Origin of the sequence: Pseudooceanicola algae, assembly GCF_003590145.2 — a bacterium.
GTDB lineage: Bacteria > Pseudomonadota > Alphaproteobacteria > Rhodobacterales > Rhodobacteraceae > Pseudooceanicola > Pseudooceanicola algae.
In genome coordinates, this window is record NZ_CP060436.1 from 2956822 (window position 1) to 2978616 (window position 21795).

Annotated in this window: 20 protein-coding genes and 1 pseudogene; 5 read left to right on the forward strand and 16 right to left on the reverse strand. The window is 64.9% G+C overall.

Annotation, left to right across the window (positions count from 1 at the left end):
* Positions 1-2: 2 nt before the first annotated feature.
* The 4 genes from PSAL_RS13795 to PSAL_RS13810 are packed head-to-tail and all read right to left on the reverse strand — an operon-like array spanning position 3 to position 5750.
* Positions 3-743, reverse strand: a complete 741-nt coding sequence (locus tag PSAL_RS13795; RefSeq protein WP_119839501.1) for an SDR family NAD(P)-dependent oxidoreductase — start codon at positions 741-743, stop codon at positions 3-5.
* Position 744: 1 nt separating this feature from the next.
* Complete coding sequence (locus PSAL_RS13800; RefSeq protein ID WP_119839502.1) at positions 745-2394, reverse strand: hydantoinase B/oxoprolinase family protein; 1650 nt, start codon at positions 2392-2394, stop codon at positions 745-747.
* Between the two features lies 1 nt (position 2395).
* The gene (locus PSAL_RS13805; RefSeq protein ID WP_119839503.1) at positions 2396-4477 is read right to left on the reverse strand and encodes a hydantoinase/oxoprolinase family protein; all 2082 of its coding nucleotides are present in this window, start codon (positions 4475-4477) and stop codon (positions 2396-2398) included.
* Positions 4478-4487: 10 nt separating this feature from the next.
* Positions 4488-5750, reverse strand: a complete 1263-nt coding sequence (locus PSAL_RS13810) for an NAD(P)/FAD-dependent oxidoreductase (RefSeq protein ID WP_119839504.1) — start codon at positions 5748-5750, stop codon at positions 4488-4490.
* A gap of 125 nt (positions 5751-5875) precedes the next feature.
* Here PSAL_RS13810 and PSAL_RS13815 point away from each other — a divergent pair, with 125 nt between their 5' ends.
* Positions 5876-6271 (forward strand): rhodanese-like domain-containing protein, encoded by a 396-nt coding sequence (locus PSAL_RS13815; RefSeq protein WP_119839505.1) that lies wholly within the window; start codon positions 5876-5878, stop codon positions 6269-6271.
* A 14-nt stretch (positions 6272-6285) separates the two neighbouring features.
* Here PSAL_RS13815 and PSAL_RS13820 read toward each other — a convergent pair whose 3' ends face one another.
* From PSAL_RS13820 to regB, 3 genes are all read right to left on the reverse strand, one after another.
* Positions 6286-7086: an IclR family transcriptional regulator gene (locus tag PSAL_RS13820; RefSeq protein WP_231388525.1), complete on the reverse strand. Its 801-nt coding sequence runs from the start codon at positions 7084-7086 to the stop codon at positions 6286-6288.
* A gap of 191 nt (positions 7087-7277) precedes the next feature.
* On the reverse strand, positions 7278-8915 hold the full coding sequence (locus tag PSAL_RS13825) for a PAS-domain containing protein (RefSeq protein ID WP_119839506.1): 1638 nt from the start codon (positions 8913-8915) through the stop codon (positions 7278-7280).
* 140 nt (positions 8916-9055) lie between these two features.
* On the reverse strand, positions 9056-10549 hold the full coding sequence (regB, locus tag PSAL_RS13830) for a sensor histidine kinase RegB (protein ID WP_119839507.1): 1494 nt from the start codon (positions 10547-10549) through the stop codon (positions 9056-9058).
* Positions 10550-10826: 277 nt separating this feature from the next.
* Between regB and PSAL_RS13835 the strand changes: the two genes are divergently transcribed.
* On the forward strand, positions 10827-11375 hold the full coding sequence (locus PSAL_RS13835; RefSeq protein WP_119839508.1) for an ActR/PrrA/RegA family redox response regulator transcription factor: 549 nt from the start codon (positions 10827-10829) through the stop codon (positions 11373-11375).
* On the opposite strand, the pseudogene PSAL_RS13840 reads toward PSAL_RS13835, so the two are convergent.
* Positions 11372-11749, reverse strand: a pseudogene (locus PSAL_RS13840) (VOC family protein). The gene PSAL_RS13835 and the pseudogene PSAL_RS13840 overlap by 4 nt on opposite strands.
* Positions 11750-11790: 41 nt before the next feature.
* On the opposite strand from PSAL_RS13840, the gene PSAL_RS13845 reads away from it, so the two are divergent.
* Entirely contained in the window at positions 11791-12405 is a 615-nt protein-coding gene (locus PSAL_RS13845) for a winged helix-turn-helix transcriptional regulator (protein WP_119839509.1), read from the forward strand.
* On the opposite strand, the gene PSAL_RS13850 is transcribed toward PSAL_RS13845, so the two are convergent.
* The 3 genes from PSAL_RS13850 to PSAL_RS13860 all read right to left on the reverse strand — a co-directional run bounded on the left by PSAL_RS13850 (position 12402) and on the right by PSAL_RS13860 (position 14541).
* Positions 12402-13331, reverse strand: coding sequence for an L-lactate dehydrogenase (locus tag PSAL_RS13850; protein WP_119839510.1), 930 nt, complete (start codon positions 13329-13331; stop codon positions 12402-12404). The genes PSAL_RS13845 and PSAL_RS13850 overlap by 4 nt on opposite strands.
* A 134-nt stretch (positions 13332-13465) precedes the next feature.
* A complete protein-coding gene (locus PSAL_RS13855) occupies positions 13466-13951 on the reverse strand; it encodes a GNAT family N-acetyltransferase (protein ID WP_119839511.1) in 486 nt (161 codons plus the stop codon).
* Positions 13948-14541 carry an HD domain-containing protein gene (locus PSAL_RS13860; protein WP_119839512.1) on the reverse strand — a complete coding sequence of 198 codons (594 nt, stop codon included), beginning with the start codon at positions 14539-14541 and terminating at the stop codon, positions 13948-13950. The genes PSAL_RS13855 and PSAL_RS13860 overlap by 4 nt, the downstream gene beginning before the upstream one ends.
* Before the next feature lie 109 nt (positions 14542-14650).
* On the opposite strand from PSAL_RS13860, the gene ahcY reads away from it, so the two are divergent.
* Both ahcY and PSAL_RS13870 read left to right on the forward strand, forming a co-directional pair.
* Positions 14651-16039 (forward strand): adenosylhomocysteinase, encoded by a 1389-nt coding sequence (gene ahcY / locus PSAL_RS13865; RefSeq protein WP_119839513.1) that lies wholly within the window; start codon positions 14651-14653, stop codon positions 16037-16039.
* Positions 16040-16190: 151 nt separating this feature from the next.
* Positions 16191-16517 (forward strand): hypothetical protein, encoded by a 327-nt coding sequence (locus tag PSAL_RS13870; RefSeq protein ID WP_119839514.1) that lies wholly within the window; start codon positions 16191-16193, stop codon positions 16515-16517.
* Between the two features lie 60 nt (positions 16518-16577).
* Here the strand turns inward: PSAL_RS13870 and PSAL_RS13875 are convergent, their stop codons facing one another.
* The 5 genes from PSAL_RS13875 to tsaD all read right to left on the reverse strand — a co-directional run bounded on the left by PSAL_RS13875 (position 16578) and on the right by tsaD (position 21746).
* Entirely contained in the window at positions 16578-18122 is a 1545-nt protein-coding gene (locus PSAL_RS13875) for an alanine/glycine:cation symporter family protein (protein ID WP_119839515.1), read from the reverse strand.
* Positions 18123-18138: 16 nt separating this feature from the next.
* A complete protein-coding gene (locus PSAL_RS13880) occupies positions 18139-18576 on the reverse strand; it encodes a universal stress protein (protein ID WP_119839516.1) in 438 nt (145 codons plus the stop codon).
* A gap of 624 nt (positions 18577-19200) precedes the next feature.
* Complete coding sequence (locus tag PSAL_RS13885) at positions 19201-19623, reverse strand: EVE domain-containing protein (protein WP_119839517.1); 423 nt, start codon at positions 19621-19623, stop codon at positions 19201-19203.
* Between the two features lie 75 nt (positions 19624-19698).
* Positions 19699-20658, reverse strand: coding sequence for an NAD(P)H-dependent glycerol-3-phosphate dehydrogenase (locus PSAL_RS13890; protein WP_119839518.1), 960 nt, complete (start codon positions 20656-20658; stop codon positions 19699-19701).
* Positions 20655-21746, reverse strand: coding sequence for a tRNA (adenosine(37)-N6)-threonylcarbamoyltransferase complex transferase subunit TsaD (gene tsaD, locus PSAL_RS13895; protein WP_119839519.1), 1092 nt, complete (start codon positions 21744-21746; stop codon positions 20655-20657). Before tsaD ends, PSAL_RS13890 begins: the two co-directional genes overlap by 4 nt.
* Positions 21747-21795: the final 49 nt, after the last annotated feature.

Here is a 21795-nt window from a genome sequence, read left to right on the forward strand (position 1 = left end):
GGTCAGCAGGTGTAATTGAGACCCTGACGACCGCCGTCGATATAGAGGGTCTCGCCGGTGATGTAGCTGGATTTCGGACCGGCCAGGAAGGCGACGGCTTCGGCAACTTCGCGGGCGGTGCCCATGCGTTTCAGGGGGGTGCGGGACATGGCGGTATCCATCGCCGCAGGGTTCGAGTTCACCGCCGCCATCATCGCCGTGTCGATGGAGCCGGGGCCGACCGCGTTGACGCGGATGTTATGCGGGGCGAGGGCGAGGGAGGCGGCCTTGGTAAAGCCGGTGACGCCGGCCTTGGAGGCGACATAGGAACTGATCGCCGGGTTGGCCAGAAGTGCGGCGATCGAGGACATGTTGACGATTGCGCCTTGGATGCCGGCGGCGATCATCAGGTTCGCGGCCGTCTGGTTGGCGACGAAGGTGCCGGTCAGGTTGAGGTCGATCACCCGTTTGAAATCCTCGACCGAGCATGTCAGGAAATCGCCCGCAACCGCGATCCCGGCGCAATGGGCCAGGGCCGTGGGCGCGCCGTGGTCTTCGGCGATCCGGGCGAAGGTGGCCTTGACCGCGGCCGGGTCGGCCATGTCGCAGATATAGCCGGGGGCGCCGAGGGTTTCGGCGCTGGTCAGCACCTTTTCCTGCACGTCGACAAGTACCGGGGCAAAGCCCTGTTCGGCGAGGACCTCGGCGCAGGTAAAACCGATGCCCTGGGCGGCGCCGGTCACGATGGCAATGGGTTTGGTCATGTCAGTCTCCGTCTTCTGCCAGCCCGTAGCATTCGCGGGCCTGGTCTGGGGTGATGTATCCGGCGGCAAGGTCGGCGCGGATTGCGGCCTTGTCGCGATCGCTGGGCGCACCGTAGCCGCCGCCGCCGGGAAGGGACAGGCGCAGACGCGCGCCGGCGGGCACATGTTGGCGCCCCTTGGCGCGCAGCTTGGTGCCATCGGTGAGTTCGACCCGGCCGGGCGCCCCGGGCAGGCCACCATCGCGGCCTCTGGCGGGGTGGTCGACCCGGTCGAACATGGCATTGAACCAGAAATTATAGCCGTCGCGCGCCTCTATCTCGATCACCTGGCCGAGGCCGCCACGGAATTGCCCCGCGCCCCCTGAACCGGGGCGCAGGTCCTTGCGCCACATGATGATCGGGCCGACCTGTTCGGTGACCTCGACCGACATTGTCTTGACGCCGGAGGGAAAGGCGGTGGCCGACAACCCGTCCAGACGGGGACGCGCACCGGTGCCACCGGAGTTGAACATCAGCACTTCGGCCGGGGGCAGGGCGCTTTCGGGGTCTGTCGCGCGGGCCGAGATCTGGATATTCCAGAGGGCCGAGGCCCCTTCGGCCGGGACGGTGCCGGGCAGGGCCTTGTGCAGCGCGCCCAGCACCACGTCGGGCACCAGGTGACCTATCACATGGCGTACCGAGACCGGCGCGGGGCGCCGCGCCGCCAGGATGCAGCCTTCGGGCGCCGAGATCGCGAAAGGTTCCAGCGAGCCGGTGTTGTTCGGCACCTCCGGCGCGATGGCGCATTTCAGCGCGTAGCAGGCATAGGCGCGGGTGTAGACCTCTGGCACGTTGACACCGAAGCGCGACATTGGCCCGGTGCCGGTGAAATCCGCGCTGAGCCTTTCGCCCGCGATGTCCAGCGTGACGACGAGGTCGACCGCTTCGTCGTAGCCATCGACGCGCATCCGGTTCTCGTGGCGGCCATCTGGCAGCGCAGCGATGGCGGCAAGGGTGGCGGCGCGGCTGCGCTCGAGGATGAAGGTCGAAAGCCCATCCAGATCGTCGAGGGCGAATTCGTCCAGCATGGCCTGCAGGCGCTTTTCCCCGGCCTCGTTGCAGGCGGCGAGAGAATAGAGATCGCCGATCACCTGATCCGGCTGTCGGGTATTCCAGCGCAGCAGGTCGAGCAGAATGGGCGAGACTTCTCCGCCATCGGCAAAGCGCATGATCGGGACCAGCAGCCCTTCTTCGTAGACTTCGTTCGCATCCGGCCCAAAGCCGCGCCCGCCAATATCGACCACATGGGCGGTGCAGGCGAAGAAGCCGATATGCACCCCGGCGCGGAACACCGGTGTCGTGACGGTGAAATCATGCAGATGGCCGGTGCCCATCCAGGGGTCGTTTGTCAGGTAGACATCGCCGGGTCGGAAGGTCTGCGCGCCGATCCGGTCGATGAAATGGCCGACGCTTTCGGCCATGGCGTTGACATGGCCCGGCGTGCCGGTCACCGCCTGCGCCATCATCCGGCCTTGCCGGTCGAAGAGGCCCGCTGACAGGTCACCGGCCTCGCGGACCGAGGTGGAAAAGGCGGTGCGGATCAGCGTGGTGGCCTGTTCCTCGACCACGGCGATGAGGCGGGACCACATGATCTGGTAATCCAGAGCGGACATCTCAGCCTCCTTTCCGAAGCAGAAGAAGCGCACCGTCCGGCTGGGCGATGGCTGTGAAGGCGCTTGTGACGATGGTGGTGGTTTCGGATTCAGTGATGACGGCGGGGCCTTCGATACGCATGCCGGGGGTCATTCCGGCGCGGGGGATTTCGCATGCCTCGACGCGGCGACGCAGGGCGGCGTCAAAGACCATACGGGTCTGGCTGGTGTCTGCTTGCGTCGTGCCGAGGCTGCGGGTGACGGGCGTGGGGTCGGGCGTCTCGGTGGCGAGGGTCAGCGACCAGTTCGTGACCTCGACCGCCAGATCGTCGATGACGCGGCCGAAAAGCTGGCGATAGCACGTCTCGAAAGCGCGGCGCAGGGCGGGCAGGTCATTGGGGCCGAAGCTGTCCTGGGCCAGCGGCACCGGGATCTCCCAGCCCTGCCCGGCATAGCGCATGAAGGCGGTCAGCCGGGGAATCAGCGGCCCCTTGGTGTTGCCGAGAAACCTCGTGGCCTCGTCGTGCATCTCGGCCAGCGTCCTGTTGACCGTTGCCGCGTCGAAGCTGTCGAGGCGCTGGAACAAGCCGCGCGTCGCCTCGTAGCTGAAAGGCGCCTGCAGAAACCCGATGGCAGACCCGACGCCCGCGCCGGGCGGGATCAGCAGAGCATCTATACCCAGCTTTTCGCATTGGCGGCAGGCGTGCAGCGGCGCGCCCCCGCCAAAGGCGATCATGGTGAAGCTTTCGATGTCACGACCGTTCTCGACCGTATGGACGCGGGCTGCGTTGGCCATGTTCTCGTCCACCATCTCTGTCACCGCGAAGGCGGCTTCGTCAGCGGTCAGGCCCGAGGGCGCAAGCGCTTGCATCGCCTTTGTCGACAGGTCGGGCGACAGAGGGATTGCGCCGCCGGCAAAGTTCTGTGGGTCCAGTCGACCCATGAGCAGGTTTGCATCGGTCACCGTCGGGTCGCTGCCGCCACGTTGGTAACAGGCGGGTCCCGGTTCCGACCCGGCCGACGCGGGGCCGACCTGCACGCGCCCCATGGCATCGACCGAAGCGATGGAGCCGCCACCGGCACCGATCTCGACCATCTCGACCACGGGGGTCGAGACGGGCATGCCGGAGCCCTTCTTGAAGCGGTAGGTCCGGGCGACCTCGAATGTATTGGCGGTCTTTGGGCGGCCGTCCTCGATCAGGCAGATCTTGGCGGTGGTCCCGCCCATGTCAAAGCTCAGCGCGCGGGGGATGCCATGGGCGCGGGCAAGCTCGGCGGCAAAGATCGCGCCCCCGGCGGGACCGGATTCCAGCAGGCGGACGGGCTGCTCGGCGGCGGTGTCGACCGAGATCAGCCCGCCCCCGGAATGCAGCATGTAGACCGGGGCCGGGATGTGTTCGGCGCGCAACCTTTCCACAAGGCGGCCAAGGTACGCGGCGACCTGCGGCTGCACGTAGGCATTGGCGATCACGGTGTTGAAGCGCTCGAATTCCCGCATCAGGGGCGAGATCACCGAACTGAGGGAGATCGACAGGTCGGGCAGGGCGGCGCGCAGGGCGGCGGCGACCTGCAGTTCATGGGCGCCATTGGCATAGGCGTGCAGGAAACCGATGGCGACGGACTCATACCCGCCATCGCGGATCGTCTCGACCAACTGCGCGATTTCCGTCGGATCAAGCGGCAGCAACACCTTGCCCTCGGCGTCCATACGTTCGCGCAGGGTGTGGCGGTGCTGCCGGGGGACCAGCGGTTCGGGCAGTTTGAGGTTCAGGTCATATTGCTCGAACCGGTTTTCGGACCGCATCTCGATCACGTCGCGAAAGCCTTCGGTGGTGACAAAGGCCATATGTGCGCCGCGCCGCTGGATCAGGGCATTCGTGACAAGCGTGGTGCCATGGATGACCTGAACGATGGCAGAGGGCGCGACATTCGCGCTGGCGCAGGCCTGGGCGATGCCGGTCAGGATCGCGTCTTCGGGGCGGCTGTAATCGGTCAGCACCTTGGCACTGGCCAGCCCGCCGGGGTGGCTCAGGGCGACATCGGTGAAGGTGCCGCCGATGTCGACTCCGACGCGGATGGGGGCGCGGCTGGGATGGGGGGGCATGGGCAGGCTTTCAGATCGACTTGAGGAATTGATGGGCGGCAAAGCCCACGCGGTAGACGCCGGCCTTCAGGCCGCGCGCGCGGTCGCGGGTCGGGGCGGTCAGGGGCAGCGGCAGGCTGTCTTCACCGGCGCCGGTCAGCAAGGCCGCGATGGCCTGGCCAAAGATCGTGCCGGTGGTGATGCCGCGCCCGTTATACCCGATCGGCGTGTAAAGATCGGGCGCCAGGCGGTGAATGCGGGGCAGATGATCGGGGGTCATGGCGATGGTGCCATGCCAGCAGGTTTCGAACCCGACCGGGGGCAATTCGGGATAGAGCCGCTGCAGCGTCCGGTTCGCCCATCGAAGCGAGGTCCCGCGCGTGATCCGCCCCATGGAGCCGAGAATGATCCGCCCGTCCGCATCGCGCCGCAGGGATGTCATCACCGGCGCCGTCGTCCAGAGACCCTGGCCACCGGGCAGCACATGCGCGGCCTCGGCCCCCAGCGGGGCGGTGGCGCATTGGAAGAAACTGATCGGCGTGAACCCCTGCGCCAGACCGGGCCAGAGGCCCCCGGTGTAGGCGTTGGTCGCCAGCACCACGGCGCGGGCGGTGATGTTTCCCTGCGAGGTCGTCAGATGCCAGAGATCCCCGTCGCGCCGCAGCGCCGTGACCTCGGTCCCGGTGGCGATACGCGCCCCGGCGGCACGGGCGGCACGGGCCAGCCCGCGACAATAGGCTTCGGGGTTGATGGTACCGGCCCGGTGATCCAGCAGCCCACCGTGGAACCCCCGCGTGCCGGTCAGCTTTGCGGTCTCGTCCGGGTCCAGCAGGTCGACCGGCGCGCCGATGGCGTGCCAATCCGCGGCACGGGCCTGAAGATCGCGGAACCCGGCAGGGGAATGTGCCGCGTGGATCGTGCCATTGCGGCGTGGCTCGCATCGGATCTGGTGCTTTTCGATCAGATCGAAGACCCGCTCTGGCGCAGTGCCGAAATAGTCGATGAACTGCGCCCCCGGCCCGTCGCCCATGGTGGCGCGCACCTTGCGCGGGGGCAGCCAGACCCCGGCATTGACCAGCCCGACATTGCGCCCGGAACCGCCGAAACCCGGCCGCTCTGCCTCCAGCACAAGGCAGTCCAGCCCGGCCGTGGCCCCGTGCAGGGCGGTGGACAGGCCGGTGAATCCGGCGCCGACGATGGCAAGATCAGCATGGGATGCGCCCGCCAGGGGCGAGGCGGTTTCCGGCTCTGCTGCCGAGATTTGCCAGAGGGGGGTCGCGGAAGGGGTCCGCATCTGCAAGGCTCCGTTCAGGGCCGCCTCCTGGCGGCAGGAGGACTTTGGCGAAGGCGCGGAAGTGTGTCAATATTCAGAAATACGATTTCGAATAGCGGCACATGATGATGCACAGGGAGAGGGCAATGCGAAAACTGAAACGGAGTTCAGCGAATATGGTCGCGGCGGCGCGGGCGCGGATCGAAGAGGTCCCGACCGAGGCCCTTATCGCGGAATTGGGCGATCCGGATCTGGTCATCGTGGATCTGCGCGATCTGCGGGAGCGACAGCGCGACGGTGTCATTCCCGGCAGCCTGCATGTGCCACGCGGCATGCTGGAATTCTGGATCGACCCGGAAAGCCCCTATTTCCGACCAGTCTTCGGCGAGGAGAAACGCTTTGTCCTGCATTGCGCTTCGGGCTGGCGGTCTGCGCTGTCAGCGGCGACGCTGCAGGACATGGGGCTGGAGGTCGCGCATCTGAAGGACGGGTTCAGCGATTGGAAAGCCGAAGGTGGGCCAGTGGAAGAACTTGACACCTGAAGGGTTTGCCCGCTTCAGACGCGGGCAAGCCGGGCGGTGACCTCTGCCGCCGCATGGCGGACCAGCGCGCCATAACGTGCCTCTGCATCGGCGGGCAGGTTGAGGTCGGGCAGCGAAATCCCGATGGCAGCGGTGACAAATCCGTCGGGCAGGGTGATCGCCGCGCCGTATCCATGCACCCGCTCGCGGAACTCTCCGGTATCGATGGCATAGCCGCGTGCGCGGATCGTGGCTATTTCAGCATCGAGCGCGGCAAGATCGGTCAGGGTCCGGTCGGTATGGCGGTCCATCCCGGTTTCGAGCAACGGGCGGAAGCGGTCGTAATTCGCCGCCAGAATCGCCTTTCCGGTCGACACCGCATGGATCGGGGCGGCACCGCCCACCGGGTTCCAGGTGCGGATCGGCTGGCGGCTTTCGATCTTGTCGATGTAGATGACGGTGCGCGCCTCGGGCACGGCAAGATAGACAGCTTCGCCGGTTTCATCCGACAGCATCCGCATCTGCGGCGCGGCCAGTTCGCGCAGGTTGAGGTTTTCGACCACGGACCGGCCCACTTGCCAGGTCTTCAGCGTCGCCTCGTACTGCTTGTCGGCGGTATGGCGGACGTAGCCCAGCACGCAAAGCGTCTGGAGCAGGCGAAAGACGTTGGACTTGGTCAGGCCAAGATCCCGCGAAAGCTCTGTCACGCCCTTGGGGCGATCGGTCGAGGTCAGCACCTCGAGGATCAGCAACCCCTTTGACAGGGTGGAATCGACCCTTGGCTGGCCGGTGATCGGCCCCGAAGTCGCGGTGGTGCCGCGCGGCGTGTCGTTCAAATGCTTGTCCCCTCTCCCCGGTCCGGCGGGACGATGGTCTTACCCAATCCGCGCGGACCCCTGATGGCATGCGGGCCCTCTGGCCGTATGCGCCTCGTCGAATATATGATCTGTGCCATATATCGCAACAGCAGGAACGGGATTTCGGAACGGATAGGGTGGGGGTGAAGCAGGCGCTGTCGACGGCGCGACTATTCGGCGGCGGTCTCTTCCGACAGTTCGGACAGGTCCAGCAGCGGCAGGGCCGCCTGGGTGTTCTGAAGATTGCCGAAGGTGACCATGCAGGCGCCCGAAACCAGGGGCAGCACCCGGCAGGGGATCTCGCCCGTGTCCCGTAGTACCAGGGTAAAGTGCCGGTCCGCATCGCACTTGTCGCGCCGTGTCAGAAGCTGGGTCAGCATCGGGTCCAGGTCACGCGCCTCGGTTGCGCTGCGGCTCCACATGCGATGGGCGTCGCGGATCGCGACCTCGGACAGATCGGCGTCCCTTTCGATGCGGAACAGGTGGCGGTAGGAGGTGTTGCAATAGCTCATCATCCCCTGGGCGTCGAAGATCACGATGGCATCGGTGATCGCGTCCAGCACCGATTGCGACAGCGAAAGCTGCTGGCGGAACCGGCGGGTCATCAGGATTTCGTCGGTAATGTCCTCGAAAAGGAAGGCGACGGCGCCATTGGGGTGCGGGCGGCCCGTGACGCGGTAGGTGGCGCCGGTCGACAGCGACCAGGTCTCCTGATAGCGGCCATCGGCGGCGGCCGAGACCAGCGCGTTCAGTTGATCGCGCCAGGAGGCGTAGTTCTTGGGTTCCGGCATGATCTGGCGGTCGCGCAGGTTGTCGAAGAACTGCGACAGGCTGGGGCGCGAGGTCAGCAGTTCCGGCGAAAGCTGTGTAAGGTCGATCAGCGCGGGATTGAACAGGATCAGCTGGCGATCCCGGTCAAAGATCGCCAGCCCGGTGGACAGTTGCGCAAAGGTCTTGGTCAGGGTCTGCACGAAATTGCGCTGCGCCAGTTCGGCGCGCACCAGGGCGGTGACATCCTGAGCTGAACAATGCCAGCCGGCCTTTTGCCGTCGGGCCGAGACATCGAACCAGCGTTCCGGCGACCGACCGCGCGGATCCAGCATGACCCGGTAATTGAACGCCGGCTGTTCCTGCGCCACATCGGCGCTTCGCAACAGCGGGGCGGTGATGTCCTTTGACCCGGTCAGCTGTACCTCCAATTGTCGGAAGGCCGCGTTTCGGTCGGTGATCGCCCCGCTGAAATCCATCGACCACACCGGGATCGAGATCTGTTCCACGACCGACCGCAGGTTCGACAGCTGGATCCGGTTCAGCCGCGCGTTGTTGCGGTCCTGCATGCAGGGCGGTTCGGCTTCGCGCAGGGTCACGCGCAGGCGATGGCCGATCTGGCGGATCCGCAGCACTGCTTCATCCCCGCTGAGGCAGGACAGATGGATGCCGAAATTTTCCCCCGGCGACAGGGCGGGCAGATCCGGCATGGTCGGGAACCGCGGGGCAAACTGGCGGTGCAGCCGCTCCCAGTCGGATTCGTCTTCGCCGTCGTTTCCCAGAGGGTCGTGCCAGTCCTGGGGACCGGATAGCAGCCGGTGTTCATCGAAAACGAAGACGGCATGCGTCGAGCGGGACGCCTCCAGCGTTTCGGGCAATCCGGTCTTTCCCCGCCGTGTTCCGAACATGATCATTGCGACGCAGACCGCCGATAATCCAAGGCTCAGGACAACGGCGATAATGGATTCAGCAACGTTCAGCCCGGCCAGCTGTGCGCCGACCTCGAAATTCAACTGCAGTTCCTCCCCAATGACATTCATAGTTCTGAATGATCGGTAAACAACAGGTTAACCGAAATGCACTCGGAGTAATATATTTCGAACTAACATAATAAGAGGCACGTGTTTACGGGGAATTCATAGACGCCATTAAATACTCGGGTCGCAACGGAATTGCTGTTTCACCCGGTTATGGGTCGGTTTTGCCCAAGGGGTCCGGAATGTTCGCCGATCTGTGCATCGACCAGACGGCGTGGCCAGGCGACGACGACGATGGCCCCGCGCAGGGTGGCGTCCGCCGTGCCTTCGGGCGAGGCATTGGCAAAGCTCAGTTCCGCGCCGGTGCGTTCCAGCAGGGTCTTGGCGATGAAAAGGCCAAGGCCCATGCCTTCGTATTCCGGGCGGGCGATGCCTTCGGCTGGCAGGCGGCGCCGGCGCATGAAGGGGTCGCCGATGCGTCCAAGGACCGTGGCGGAAAACCCCGGACCGTCATCGGTGATGCGTACGGTCACACGGTGATCGTCCCAGGTGCTGTCTACCCTGACCTCGGAACCGGCGAAATCGACCGCATTCTGGACCAGGTTGCGCAATCCGTGGATCAGCTCGGGGCGCCGCAGGATCAGGGGCGGGGTGTCGGTCGCTCCGCGCCTTGCCTCTTCGGGCCGAAGGGGCTGACTCGCCAAAGGCCGGCGCCGCCCGCCGTGGGACCCGGCGTAGGTGAAATGGATGTCCTTGCCGCGCAGGCGGTGGGGTTCGGCGGCTTCTTCGATCACGGCGGACAGGGGGGCGGTCCGGATCAGCAGATCCTCCTTTCCGCTGCGCCCCATGGACCGCAGGATATCGCGGCAACGGTCGGCCTGATCGCGGATCAGCCGGGCATCGTCCTGCTGGTCGGGGTGGCCGTCCAGATCGTCGATCAGTTCGGCCGAGGTCAGCTTGATCGTGGCGAGCGGCGTGCCAAGCTCATGCGCGGCGGCCGCGACGACTCCGCCAAGGTCGGTCAGCTTCTGTTCGCGCGCCAGAGCCAGCTGCGTCGCCTGAAGCGCGTCGGACATGGAATGCATCTCGGTCACGATCCAGCGCGAATAGATGCCAAGGAAGATCACCGCGATTACGATGGCCAGCCAATTGCCGAACAGGAACAGCTCTGCCACCTGCAGGACATTGCCCGAGGCGGTGCGCAGCGGCAGGTGATATTCGGCCAGCAGGGTGACAAGGATGATCGCGGCGGAGCCGACGAAGATGGTCGAGCGCGCCGACAGCGCCGCTGCCGAGACCGTGACGGGCCCGACGATCAGGATCGAGAACGGGTTGTGCAGCCCGCCGGTCAGGTACAGCAGCAAACCCAGTTGCAGCAGGTCGAAGAGCACCATCAGCAGGTTTTCCGCCTCTGTCAGGCGCTTGCTTTCGGGAAAGATGATGCTGGCGATCAGGTTGCCGATCACCGACAGCCCGACAACGAACAGGCACAGCCCGTATTCCAGTTGCAGATCATAGGCTTCCGAGGCGACCAGCAGCGCCGAAAGCTGGCCCGTGATCGCCCCCCAACGCAGCAGGATCAGCGTGCGCAGACGGATCCAGTTCCCGCGATTTTCGCCCTTCAGGATCGGAAAGGCCAGGTCCGGGGCCGTTTCCGGCGCCGCCTCGGGCAAAGGGTCGGGTCCGGTATTGGCCATCTGCGGCTCCTCCAGCGGGACAATCCCTCGATATGGGCCTTGATACGGGCTTGCCGGGGCGGAGGCAAATCTGACGGGGCTCCGGCGCGCGCGGACCAGGGCGGTTCCTGTCTAGGTGTTTGATAATGTTGTGGAAATTGTAAGGGTGCCGAACCCGCACCGATTGTCGCAGGGACCGGTTGCGTTTGACGCCGCAGGGCTTCGGGTCTAGGATCGTTGGACGCGCGCGCTGTCTCTTGCAGGGCGTTCAAGCGCAGAGCCAGAAGGACGGGTCGCTATGGAAGACATGCTGGAACTCGGGGCCGACAGGACTCTGCTTCTTCTGGATGACGATGAGCCCTTCCTGAAGCGGCTCGCCAAGGCGATGGAAAAACGCGGATTCGAGGTCGAGACCGCCGAAAGCGTTGCCGCCGGTCGGGCCATCGCCACTGCCCGCCCCCCGGCCTATGCGGTTTGCGATCTGCGGCTTGAGGATGGCAATGGTCTCGACGTGGTCGAGGTGCTGCGCGAAAAGCGCCCCGATTGCCGGATCGTCGTGCTGACGGGGTATGGCGCCATCGCGACGGCCGTCGCGGCGGTCAAGATCGGGGCCACGGATTACCTGTCCAAGCCCGCGGACGCCATGGACATCACCAACGCCCTGCTGGCGCGTGGCGACGAACTGCCCCCGCCGCCGGAAAACCCGATGAGCGCGGACCGCGTCCGTTGGGAACACATCCAGCGCGTCTACGAGCTTTGCGACCGCAATGTCAGCGAAACCGCGCGGCGGCTGAACATGCACCGAAGGACTCTGCAACGCATCCTGGCGAAGCGGTCGCCGCGTTAGGCCCCGCCGGTCAGATCCTGAGCCAGCATGAGCGCGTTTCCGTCCGGATCATAGAAGGTCGCGGTGCTGACCATGCCTTCGATAACGTCCGTCGCTCCGTCGAATGTCACGCCTGCGGATTCCAGAGCCTTGCGCGCGGAATGGATGTCGGCGACGCCGAAGACCGGGACGGTATTGCCCGGCGCGGGTTCTGCCTATCCGCCAAGGCCAAGGGTGACGCCCGTGGTCAGGGTTTGCAATTCGCTCCAGCCGGCGTCATCCGCATGGTAGAGCAGATCGAAGCCGAGCATTTCACCATACCATTTCGCGCTGGCATGGCGGTCACGCACCGACAGCGCGAGGGTGATCGTTTCTTCAAGGGTGACGACCGGCATGGGGGATTCCCTCCTTGTATAAAATGTAGTAACTATACTTTATGGACATAGATACTCTTGTCAGGATTACCTCGCGCGCCTGGTCGCTGAACATCCTTGCAAGCCTTGATGCAGGTGTTCCGGGGCGACAGGCGGCGCTTCTTGCGGCAACCGGGGCCAGTCGGACGGCTTTTGCCCAAAGCCTTGGACATCTGGTCGAGCTTGGCCTTCTTGAGCGCAATCCCGGCCATGGCCACCCATTGCGTCCGGAATTCCGGCTGACACCGAAGGGCATCGAAATGGCCGCTATCGCGGGTCAGATCCTGAAAGTCGGGTCGAAAGCGGCCCGTGCCAACGGCGCTGACGAGGAGGATATCGGCAAGGATCCTTCCGGCGAGGAAACAGCGAGCAGGATTTTGTTGCGGCGGGCCTGGACTGTCCCGATCCTTGTTGTCTGTCAGACGCCGCGCCATTTCGGCGAAATCCGGGGGGCGCTTGCGCCGATCTCGGATCGGGCCCTGTCGCAATCCCTGAAACAGCTGCACGCGCATCGCTGGCTGAAAAGAACAACCGATCCGCAGATGTTCCCGCCGCGTCCGCTTTACCGCGCTGACAACGCCGGGCTGGGGATCGGCGCGGCCCCCGGAGCGATCATTGATCAGGCCGCAAACCCCTAGGCCAGTTCCAGCGCCGTCGCCTTAAGCGTTTCGGCCGAGGCTTTCAGCGCCTTCATCTCGGAAAATGTCAGGTGCGGGATCAGGGTTTCAACGATGCCGGTCGCGCCGACCACGCGGGGCAGGGACAGGGCCACGTCCGACACGCCCTGGAAATCCTGCACGACCATCGACACCGTCAGGACGGCGCGCTGGTCGTCGCGGATGGCCTGCACCAGCCGGGCCAGGCCTGCGCCGATGCCGTACCAGGTGGCGCCCTTGCCTTCGATGATCTTGTAGGCTGCGTGGCGAACCGCATCGTCGATGCGCGCGCGGACCGCTTCGGTCAGGGGGGCACCGATCTGGTCGGCGAAATCACTGATCGACTCGGACCCGGCGCGGGCGCTGGACCAGGCGAGGACCTCTGAATCGCCATGTTCGCCCAGCACATAGGCATGGACGGATTCCGCCGCGATGCCCAGGTGGTCGCCCAGCAACATGCGGAACCGGGCCGTGTCCAGCACCGTGCCGGAGCCGATCACCCGTTCGGGCGGCAGGCCGGATGCGCGCAGGGCGACTTCGGTCATGATGTCGACGGGGTTGGAGGCGATCAGCAGGACCGCGTCCGGCGCAACCTGCATGACGCGGCTGATCACATCCGAAAACACCTCGGCATTGCGGCCCAGCAGGGAAAGGCGGCTTTCGCCGGGTTTCTGCGGCACCCCGGCGGCGATGATGACCACCCCGGCACCGGCCAGCGCGTCATAGCTGCCCGCGTGGACCTGGCAGGGATGCACGAAGGGCACCGCGTGGGCGATATCCTCGGCCTGGGCGCGGGCGAGGGCGGGGTTGTGATCGACGAGGGCGATCTCTCCCGCCGCGCCGCGCAGCACCAGCGCATAGGCCGCTGCTGATCCGACCATGCCTGTTCCGACGATTCCGACCTTCATCGTGTTTCTCCTTCTGGTTCGGGGCCAGCATGACAGGCGCGGCGGCGCAGTCAAAGGGGTGGAGGGTGTCGGCGTGTTGTCTTTGGCAGGACTGGCGGATCTGTGGACGATCCGGCGGCAAGACCCCGCCGGGGTTACAGATCGTAGCGTTTCAGCCGCTTGTCCACCAGACTGCCGTCGCCCAGGCGATAACCTTCGATCCGGCCGTAATCCTCGAAGCCGCGGCTTTGGTAATAGGTCAGGCCAGAACTGTTGTCGGCGCGGATCTCGGCATCGATCCAGGTGTAGCCCTCGGCGCGGGCGGCGGTTTTCGTCGCCTCGAAAAGGGCAGAGCCGATGCCGAGCCCGGTGCGACCGACGCGGGCAAAGGTGGCGATCTGCGCGACCTTGGGGCCATGTTTCGGATGCGGCTGAACATATTGAAAGCCAAGCAGCGTGCCGCCATCGTCTTCGGCGATATGCCACAGCGACCGTGGGCTGCGGGTCATCCAGCCGGCAAGGATGTCGCCAGTGACCGGCTGGGTCATGGCGGTGGTGCCACCGATGGCGATGATCTGGTTCAGCAGGTCGGCCATGGGCGCGCAATCCAGTGCCCCGGCGCGTCGCACATGCAGGGTCATGACATCTGGTCCAGCAGGGCCGCGACGCGGGCGGTGAAATCGCGGCGGACCTCGACCGGAGGGCGCAGAAGGATGTCGAGGCCCTCCATCAACCCGCTTTCGATGCGGCCGAACAGGCGGGTGGCTTCGGAGTCTGAAAAGCCAGCGATCCGGGTGGCCTCCATCCAGGCGGAAATCCGGTCTGCGCGCTTGATCCGGGCCTTCAGCGCCTTGGTCGGCACCGCCGGCAGGCCGAAACGGATGTGGATTGCCGCCGCCAGCCGGGCATCAAGGTGCCCATAATCCGGGCCAATTGCCGCCTTTACAGGCGAAATCATGTCTCCGATAACATATTCCGGGGCATCATGCAGCAGCGCAGTCAGCCGTTGCGCCGGGGATGCAGTGGGGCAAATACGGGCAAAAAGCGCTTCGACCAGCAGCGAATGTTCGGCCACGGAATAGGCGTAATCGCCGCGCGTCTGACCGTTCCAACGGGCGACGAAAGCCAGCCCATGCGCGATATCGTCGATTTCGATATCCACCGGCGTCGGGTCCAGCAGATCGAGCCGCCGTCCCGAAAGCATGCGTTGCCAGGCCCTGGCTTGAGTCATGTTTACACCTTCGTCACTAAGCTATCGTAGAGCAATGGGCCTGCCATTGCCCGCTCGGGGACCACCTGCTATCCCGGCACAGGACCGACCCACCAGGAGACCGGACTATATGACCCAGGACTATATCGTAAAGGACATTAACCTTGCAGACTTCGGTCGCAAGGAGCTTGATATCGCGGAAACCGAAATGCCGGGGCTGATGGCCCTGCGCACGGAATTCGGCGACAGCAAGCCGCTGAAAGGTGCGCGGATTGTGGGGTCCCTGCACATGACCATCCAGACCGCCTGCCTGATCGAAACGCTGACGGCGCTGGGCGCCGATGTCCGCTGGGCCAGCTGCAACATCTTCTCGACCCAGGACCACGCGGCCTCGGCGATTGCCGCCGGCGGTACGCCGGTCTTCGCGATCAAGGGGCAAAGTCTGGTCGAGCACTGGGATTACCTCGACAGGTCCTTCCAGTTCCCGGACGGCGCCAACATGATCCTCGACGACGGTGGCGATGCCACGCTTTACGTCCTGCTGGGCGCGCGCGCCGAGGCGGGCGAAGATGTGCTGGGTGTCCCGACCTCGGAAGAAGAAGAGGCGATCTTTGCCCAGATCCGCAAGCGGATGGAGCAATCGCCGGGCTGGTTCACCAAGACCCGCGACGCGATCATGGGGGTCTCCGAGGAAACCACCACCGGTGTGCACCGCCTCTATGACCTGCAAAAGAAGGGCCTGCTGCCCTTCCCCGCGATCAACGTCAACGATTCCGTCACCAAGTCGAAGTTCGACAACAAGTACGGCTGCAAGGAATCCCTGGTCGACGGCATCCGCCGCGCCACCGACACCATGATGGCCGGCAAGGTCGCCGTGGTCTGCGGTTACGGCGATGTGGGCAAGGGCTCTGCGGCTTCGCTGGCCGGTGCCGGTGCCCGCGTGAAGGTGACCGAGGTCGATCCGATTTGCGCCCTTCAGGCCGCGATGGACGGCTTCGAGGTGGTGACGCTGGAAGATGTCGCCGACAGCGCCGATATCTTCATCACCACCACCGGCAACAAGGACGTGATCCGCATCGAGCATATGCGCGCGATGAAGAACATGGCCATCGTCGGCAACATCGGCCATTTCGACAACGAGATCCAGGTTGCCAGCCTGAAGAACCACAAGTGGACCAACATCAAGGAACAGGTGGACATGATCGAGATGCCCTCGGGCAACAAGATCATCCTGCTGTCCGAAGGCCGCCTGCTGAACCTGGGCAATGCCACCGGCCACCCGTCCTTCGTGATGTCGGCCAGCTTCACCAACCAGGTGCTGGCCCAGATCGAACTGTTCACCAAGGGCGAGCAATACGGCAACGAGGTCTACATCCTGCCCAAGCATCTGGATGAAAAGGTCGCGGCCCTGCACCTGGCCAAGGTCGGCGCAAAGCTTAGCAAGCTGAGCCCCGAGCAGGCCTCCTACATCGGGGTCAGCAACGAGGGCCCGTTCAAGCCGGAACATTATCGCTACTGATCCGCGTTTCTTTCGCGATTGCCGAACCCCGTGGCCGAAAGGCTGCGGGGTTTTTCGTGGGCGCCTTTCGGCCTGTAGGGGGGCAGGGGTGCAACCGGGCCATACCTCGGCGCGTTTCTCCTGTAGATTGCCCCGAAAAGGAGCCGCCATCATGACCCGCCCCATCCTCGCTCTGCCCGTGATCCTTGCCGTTCTGGCAGCGGGCCCCGCCGTGCAGGCCGAAGGGATCGTCGGGCTGGACGATCCAACCGGACAATTGCAGATCCAGAACCAGCTGCGTCAGGGGGCGGATGCGCAGAAGCGGCTGAAACTGGGCAACCAGGCGTCGCAGCAATATGTGCAGGACCTTGATACCGGCACACCCCCGTCACAGGCGGCGCAGGAGTATCGGCAGCGGCTGAAGCAGATCAACGGCAACACCCTTGGGGGTCAGCCGCTGTTTTACGAAAACCAGATCCCCGGTTCGATCCTCGACTGATATCCATGACGCAAAAGGGCCCCGCCGAAGCAGGGCCACCTTTGTCGCGATGTCACCGGATCAATGCTTGAAGCGCTTGATCTCGCCCGATTTCAGCCGGCTGACATAGCTGTTCAACTCGCGCTTCACGATCGGCATCAGCAGGTAGAGCGCGATGATGTTCACGATCGCCATCGAGAACAGCATGGCATCCGAGAAGTCGATCACCGGGCCCAGGCTGGCGGCCGCGCCGACCACGATGAACAGGCAGAAGATCACCTTGAACGTCAGCTCGCTGCCCTTGCTTTCGCCGAACAGGTAGGTCCAGGCCTTCAGCCCGTAATAGCTCCAGGAGATCATCGTGGAGAAGGCGAAGAGAACCACCGCAATGGCCAGCATGACCGGGAACCAGGAAAACGCCTGCGCATAGGCGGCCGAGGTCAGCGCCACGCCGGACACCCCGCCGTCAGTGGCGATGCGACCCGCCTCTTCGTTCCAGATGTACAGACCGGTTTCGGGATCCACGTTCAACACCCCGGTGATGACGATGACCAGCGCGGTCATGGTGCAGATCACGACCGTGTCGATGAAGGGCTCGAGCAGGGCGACATAGCCTTCGGTCACGGGTTCCTTCGTCCGGACGGCCGAATGGGCGATGGCCGCCGACCCGATGCCCGCCTCGTTGGAAAAGGCCGCGCGGCGGAAGCCCTGGATCAGCGCCCCGGTAAAGCCCCCGGCGACGCCGAGCCCGGTAAAGGCCCCGGCAAAGATCTGCCCGAAGGCCCAGCCGATCATGTCGAAGTTCATCGCCAGGATGACCAGCGAGACGGCGACATAGAAGATTCCCATGAAGGGCACGACCTTTTCGGTCACGCGGGCGATGGACTTGATACCGCCGACGATGACCACGAAGGTCACGCCCGCCAGGATGGTGCCTGTGATCCAGCCGGGATAATCACCCAAGACGTTGGTCAGCTGGGAATGTGCCTGATTGGACTGGAACATGTTGCCGCCACCAAGCGCCCCGAGGATGGTGAAGACGCAGAAGATCACCGCCAGCACCTTGCCCCCCGGCAGGCCGCGGTCGCGAAAGCCCTTGACCATGTAGTACATCGGCCCGCCCGACACCCGTCCGTCGGGGTATTCATTGCGGTATTTCACCCCCAATGTGCATTCGGTGAACTTCGTCGCCATGCCGAACAGTCCGGCAATGACCATCCAGAAGGTCGCCCCCGGCCCGCCGATCCCGACGGCCACCGCGACCCCGGCGATATTGCCAAGCCCGACCGTCCCCGACAGCGCCGTGGCCAACGCCTGAAAATGGCTGACCTCGCCCGCGTCGTCTGGGTCGGAATAATCGCCCTTCACCAGCGCGATGGAATGGCCGAAGCCCTTCAGCTGGATGAAGGCGAAATAGAGGGTGAAGATCACCGCCCCAACCACCAGCCAGAGCGCGATCCAGGAAAAGTTGGTGCCCGGAAGATCCGCGAAGATGAAGCCCACGTACCAGCCGGTGTAATCGGCGAAGACCCGGTTTATGGTCTCGTCGATGGACTGGGCGCTGGCCGGCAGGGCCGCCAGAGCCGCGAAAACCGCCGCGACGGCCAGAGTGATTATGTTTCTCATGACACTGCCTTTCAGCTCAGGGAACGATGACCGTGGGAACAGAGGCGATCTGGGCCAGACCCAGGGGCACCGACCCGAAGACCCTTGCAGAAATCGAATTAGATCCCGAACGGCCGACGAAAAGCATGGCCGCCCCAAGTTTCGTCGCCGTGGCCGAAACGATCTCGACCACCTGGCCGTATCGGATCTCGCCTGTGGCCTCGATCCCGGCGGCGGCGGCGATGGCCAGGGCGGGATCAAGGATGATCTCCTTGGCGCGGGCCAGTTCGGTCTTGCGGCGGGTGTGGCGTTCTTCGACCTCTTCCGGGGTCAGGAAGCTGTAGGGCGACCATTCCAGAACGTGGATGATATGCAGGGCAGAGCCGTCTTTCGTCGCCCGTTCAATGGCATAGCTTAACAGTGTATCCTTGTCGTCATCACCTTCATAGGCGACGATGAAGATTTCCCTTGTCATGAATGTCTCCCAATTCCTGTGCCCGTCAGTCCTGTTTTCCGGGACCTGTTTCGGCGTTCTGGTGGTTCTGTGCTGCGGATGGCTGAGGTGTCGCTGATCCGATGGTCGCCAGCAGGTCCTGCGATATGCCCGGCTGCGGGGTTTGATACCGGAAAACGGCTCCGGTAGGATCAGCCTGCAACCCCCGGCTTTGCCCTGTCACGTATTTTTCACGAATTCGCCTGAAATGGGCAATGAATTGATTGCAGAGCGTAGTTTTGCTTCGGATTGCTATCTCAATTCCCCGACATTCCTGCGGTTTGGGGCAATACCGGCAATGTCTTTCCAGTGGATTAAGGGAATAGGCGGGATTCTCGGGATTTGGAATTTGCGCTGGATAGCCGATCCGGGGTATCACAGTCCCACGGCCAGTAAGGCCCCGACCTTTCAGAGATCACGTGTGGTGCTAGGGAGCACGTGGGGTAACGGAGGGTAACGGGACCGGCCGACCCTCCGTTTTTAATTTACGAGGTTGAGGCCTGTATCAGGGAATTCCCTTTGATCGGGCCGCTTGTCACCTGTCGCATTTCAGATCTGTTCGCGCGCTTTGCCGCCCGGTCTGAACCGCGCAGCAAAAGAATGCCGTCAATCCGCTTTGGTCAGGCCCAATTCGCAGATTGCTTCCCATTCCAGGCGGGTGACCGGCTGAACCGACAGCCGGGAATTCTTCACCAGCACCATCTCCGACAGGCGCGGGTCGGTCTTGATCCGATCCAGAGGCACCGGTTTGATGAAACTGCGCAGCGCCTTGATGTCGACGCATTCCCAGCGGGGGTCGCCGGCCTTGCTGTCGGGGTGGATCTCGGCGCAGATCTCGACAATGCCGACGACGGACTTTTCGGTCTGCGAATGATAGAAGAAACCGCGATCCCACAGGGCCATTTCCCGCATGAAATTGCGGGCCTGATAGTTGCGCACCCCATCCCATTCTTCGCCTGCGTCGCCACGGGCGACCTGATCTTTCCAGCCCCAGGTGGTGGGTTCGGATTTGAAAAGCCAGTAGCGCATGGGCCGGTCACCTTCTTGCGGGAACAGAGCCCGAGCCTAGCAAAGCGGCCCGCCCGTGCAAGGGGCAGCGGGCGCCTATTCTTCCTTCAGCGGGCGCGACAGCAGCGCGTCCATGGCCGAGGTCACATCAAGCGCGCCGGTCACGAGGCCGGTCACCACGCGGGTGATCGGCATGTCGAGGCCCAGTCGCGCCGCCAGCGCATCCGTCGCCTGCGCCGTTGCGGCGCCTTCGACGGTGATGGTGGGATCAAAGGGTTCGCCGCGCCCTATGGACTGGCCAAATCGGTAGTTGCGCGACCCTTCGGAGGTGCAGGTCAGCGTCAGATCCCCGAAACCCGACAGCCCGGCAAGGGTTTCGGGCTGGGCCCCAAGGGCGGCGGCCATGCGCTGCATCTCGGCGTAGCCGCGGGTGATCAGCGCGGCACGGGCGCTGTCGCCCAGACCCGCGCCGGTGCAGGCGCCGCAGGCGATGGCCATGACGTTCTTCAGCGCGCCGCCGAGTTCGACGCCGGTCAGGTCGGTCGACCGGTAAAGGCGCAGGGTCGGGGTCGACAGGCTGGCTTGCAGCGCGGCGGCCAGACCCGGTTCGGCGCAGGCCAGTGTCAGCGCCGTGGGCAGGCCGCGTGCGATATCGGTGGCAAAGCTGGGTCCCGACAGCAGGGCGGGCAGGGCGCCGGGCAGTACCTCGGCCACGACTTCAGAGGCACGCTTGCCGCTGGAAAGCTCGATCCCCTTGCAGCACAGGACAAGGGTGCGCTGGTCCAGCCGGGCGGCATGGGCCTTGAGCACCTGGCGCAGGGTTTGCATCGGCACGGCCATCAGGACCGGCCCCGTCGCGGTCAGCTCGGCAAGGTCGCCGGAACAGGTCAGCCCGTCGGGCAGGGTGACACCGGGCAGGCGCGGGCAATCGCGGCTGTCCTGCATGGCGCGCAGGCTGTCGCCGTTGCGCCCCCAAAGCCAGACCAGCGACCCGCCTTCCGCGATCGAGATGGCAAGGGCGGTGCCAAAGGCCCCGGCGCCGAGGACCGAGATCATGCCTTGGCCCCCCGCTTGCCACTGCCCAGCATCGCCGGGGCGCGGCGGTCCAGCGGCCAGCGCGGCCGGGCGGACAGGTCCATGCCGTCGCTTTCACCCACGGCATGACGTTCCATCCCGGCATAGGCGATCATCGCGGCATTGTCTGTGCATAGGGCCAGGGGCGGCGCGGTAAAGCGGGTGCCGTTCTGGTCGCAAAGCTCCTGCAGCGCAACCCGGATCGCACCATTGGCCGCGACGCCGCCCGCGACGGCCAGAACCGGAACGGCGGGGGCGTCCTGTAGATAGATCTCCAGCGCGCGGCGGGTCTTTTCGCGCAGAGTCTCGACGATGGCGGCCTGAAACCCCGCGCAAAGGTCGGCACGATCCTGACGGTGCAGGGCATTGTCGGTCATCATTTCGTCGCGCGCCCGGAGCAGAGCCGTTTTCAGCCCCGAAAAGCTCAGGTCGCAGCCGGGGCGGTCCAGCAGCGGACGTGGAAAGCGCAGCCGGGCGGGATCGCCGGCGCGGGCCTCTGCCTCGACCGAGGGGCCGCCGGGCTGAGACAGGGCCAGCAGGCGGGCGGCCTTGTCGAAGGCTTCGCCGGGGGCATCGTCGATGGTGCCGCCGAGGCGGGTGAAATCGTCCGGGCCGCGCACCAGCAGGAACTGGCAATGCCCGCCCGAGACCAGCAGCATGAGATAGGGAAAGGCGACCGCATCGGTCAGCCGGGGGGTCAGCGCATGGCCCGCAAGGTGGTTCACCCCGATCAGCGGCTTGCCGGTTGCCGCGGCCAGCCCCTTGGCGCACATGACGCCTGACAGCACGCCGCCGATCAGCCCCGGCCCGGCGGTGACGGCAATCGCATCGACATCGCGCAGGGCGATCCCGGCCGTTTCCAGCGCCTCGGCCACGCAATGATCCAGCCGCTCGGCGTGGGCGCGGGCGGCGATTTCGGGAACCACGCCGCCGAAGGCCGCATGCAGTTGCCCCTGCCCCTGAACGACCGAGGACAGCACGCGCGCCTCGCCCGGCGTGCCGGTGACCACGGCCGCGCCGGTATCGTCGCAACTGCTTTCAATTCCAAGAAGGGTAAGGCTGGCGGTCATTTCGGTCTGACGTCCTGCTTTCGTTGCGCAATGCACCTGCCGCAGGTAA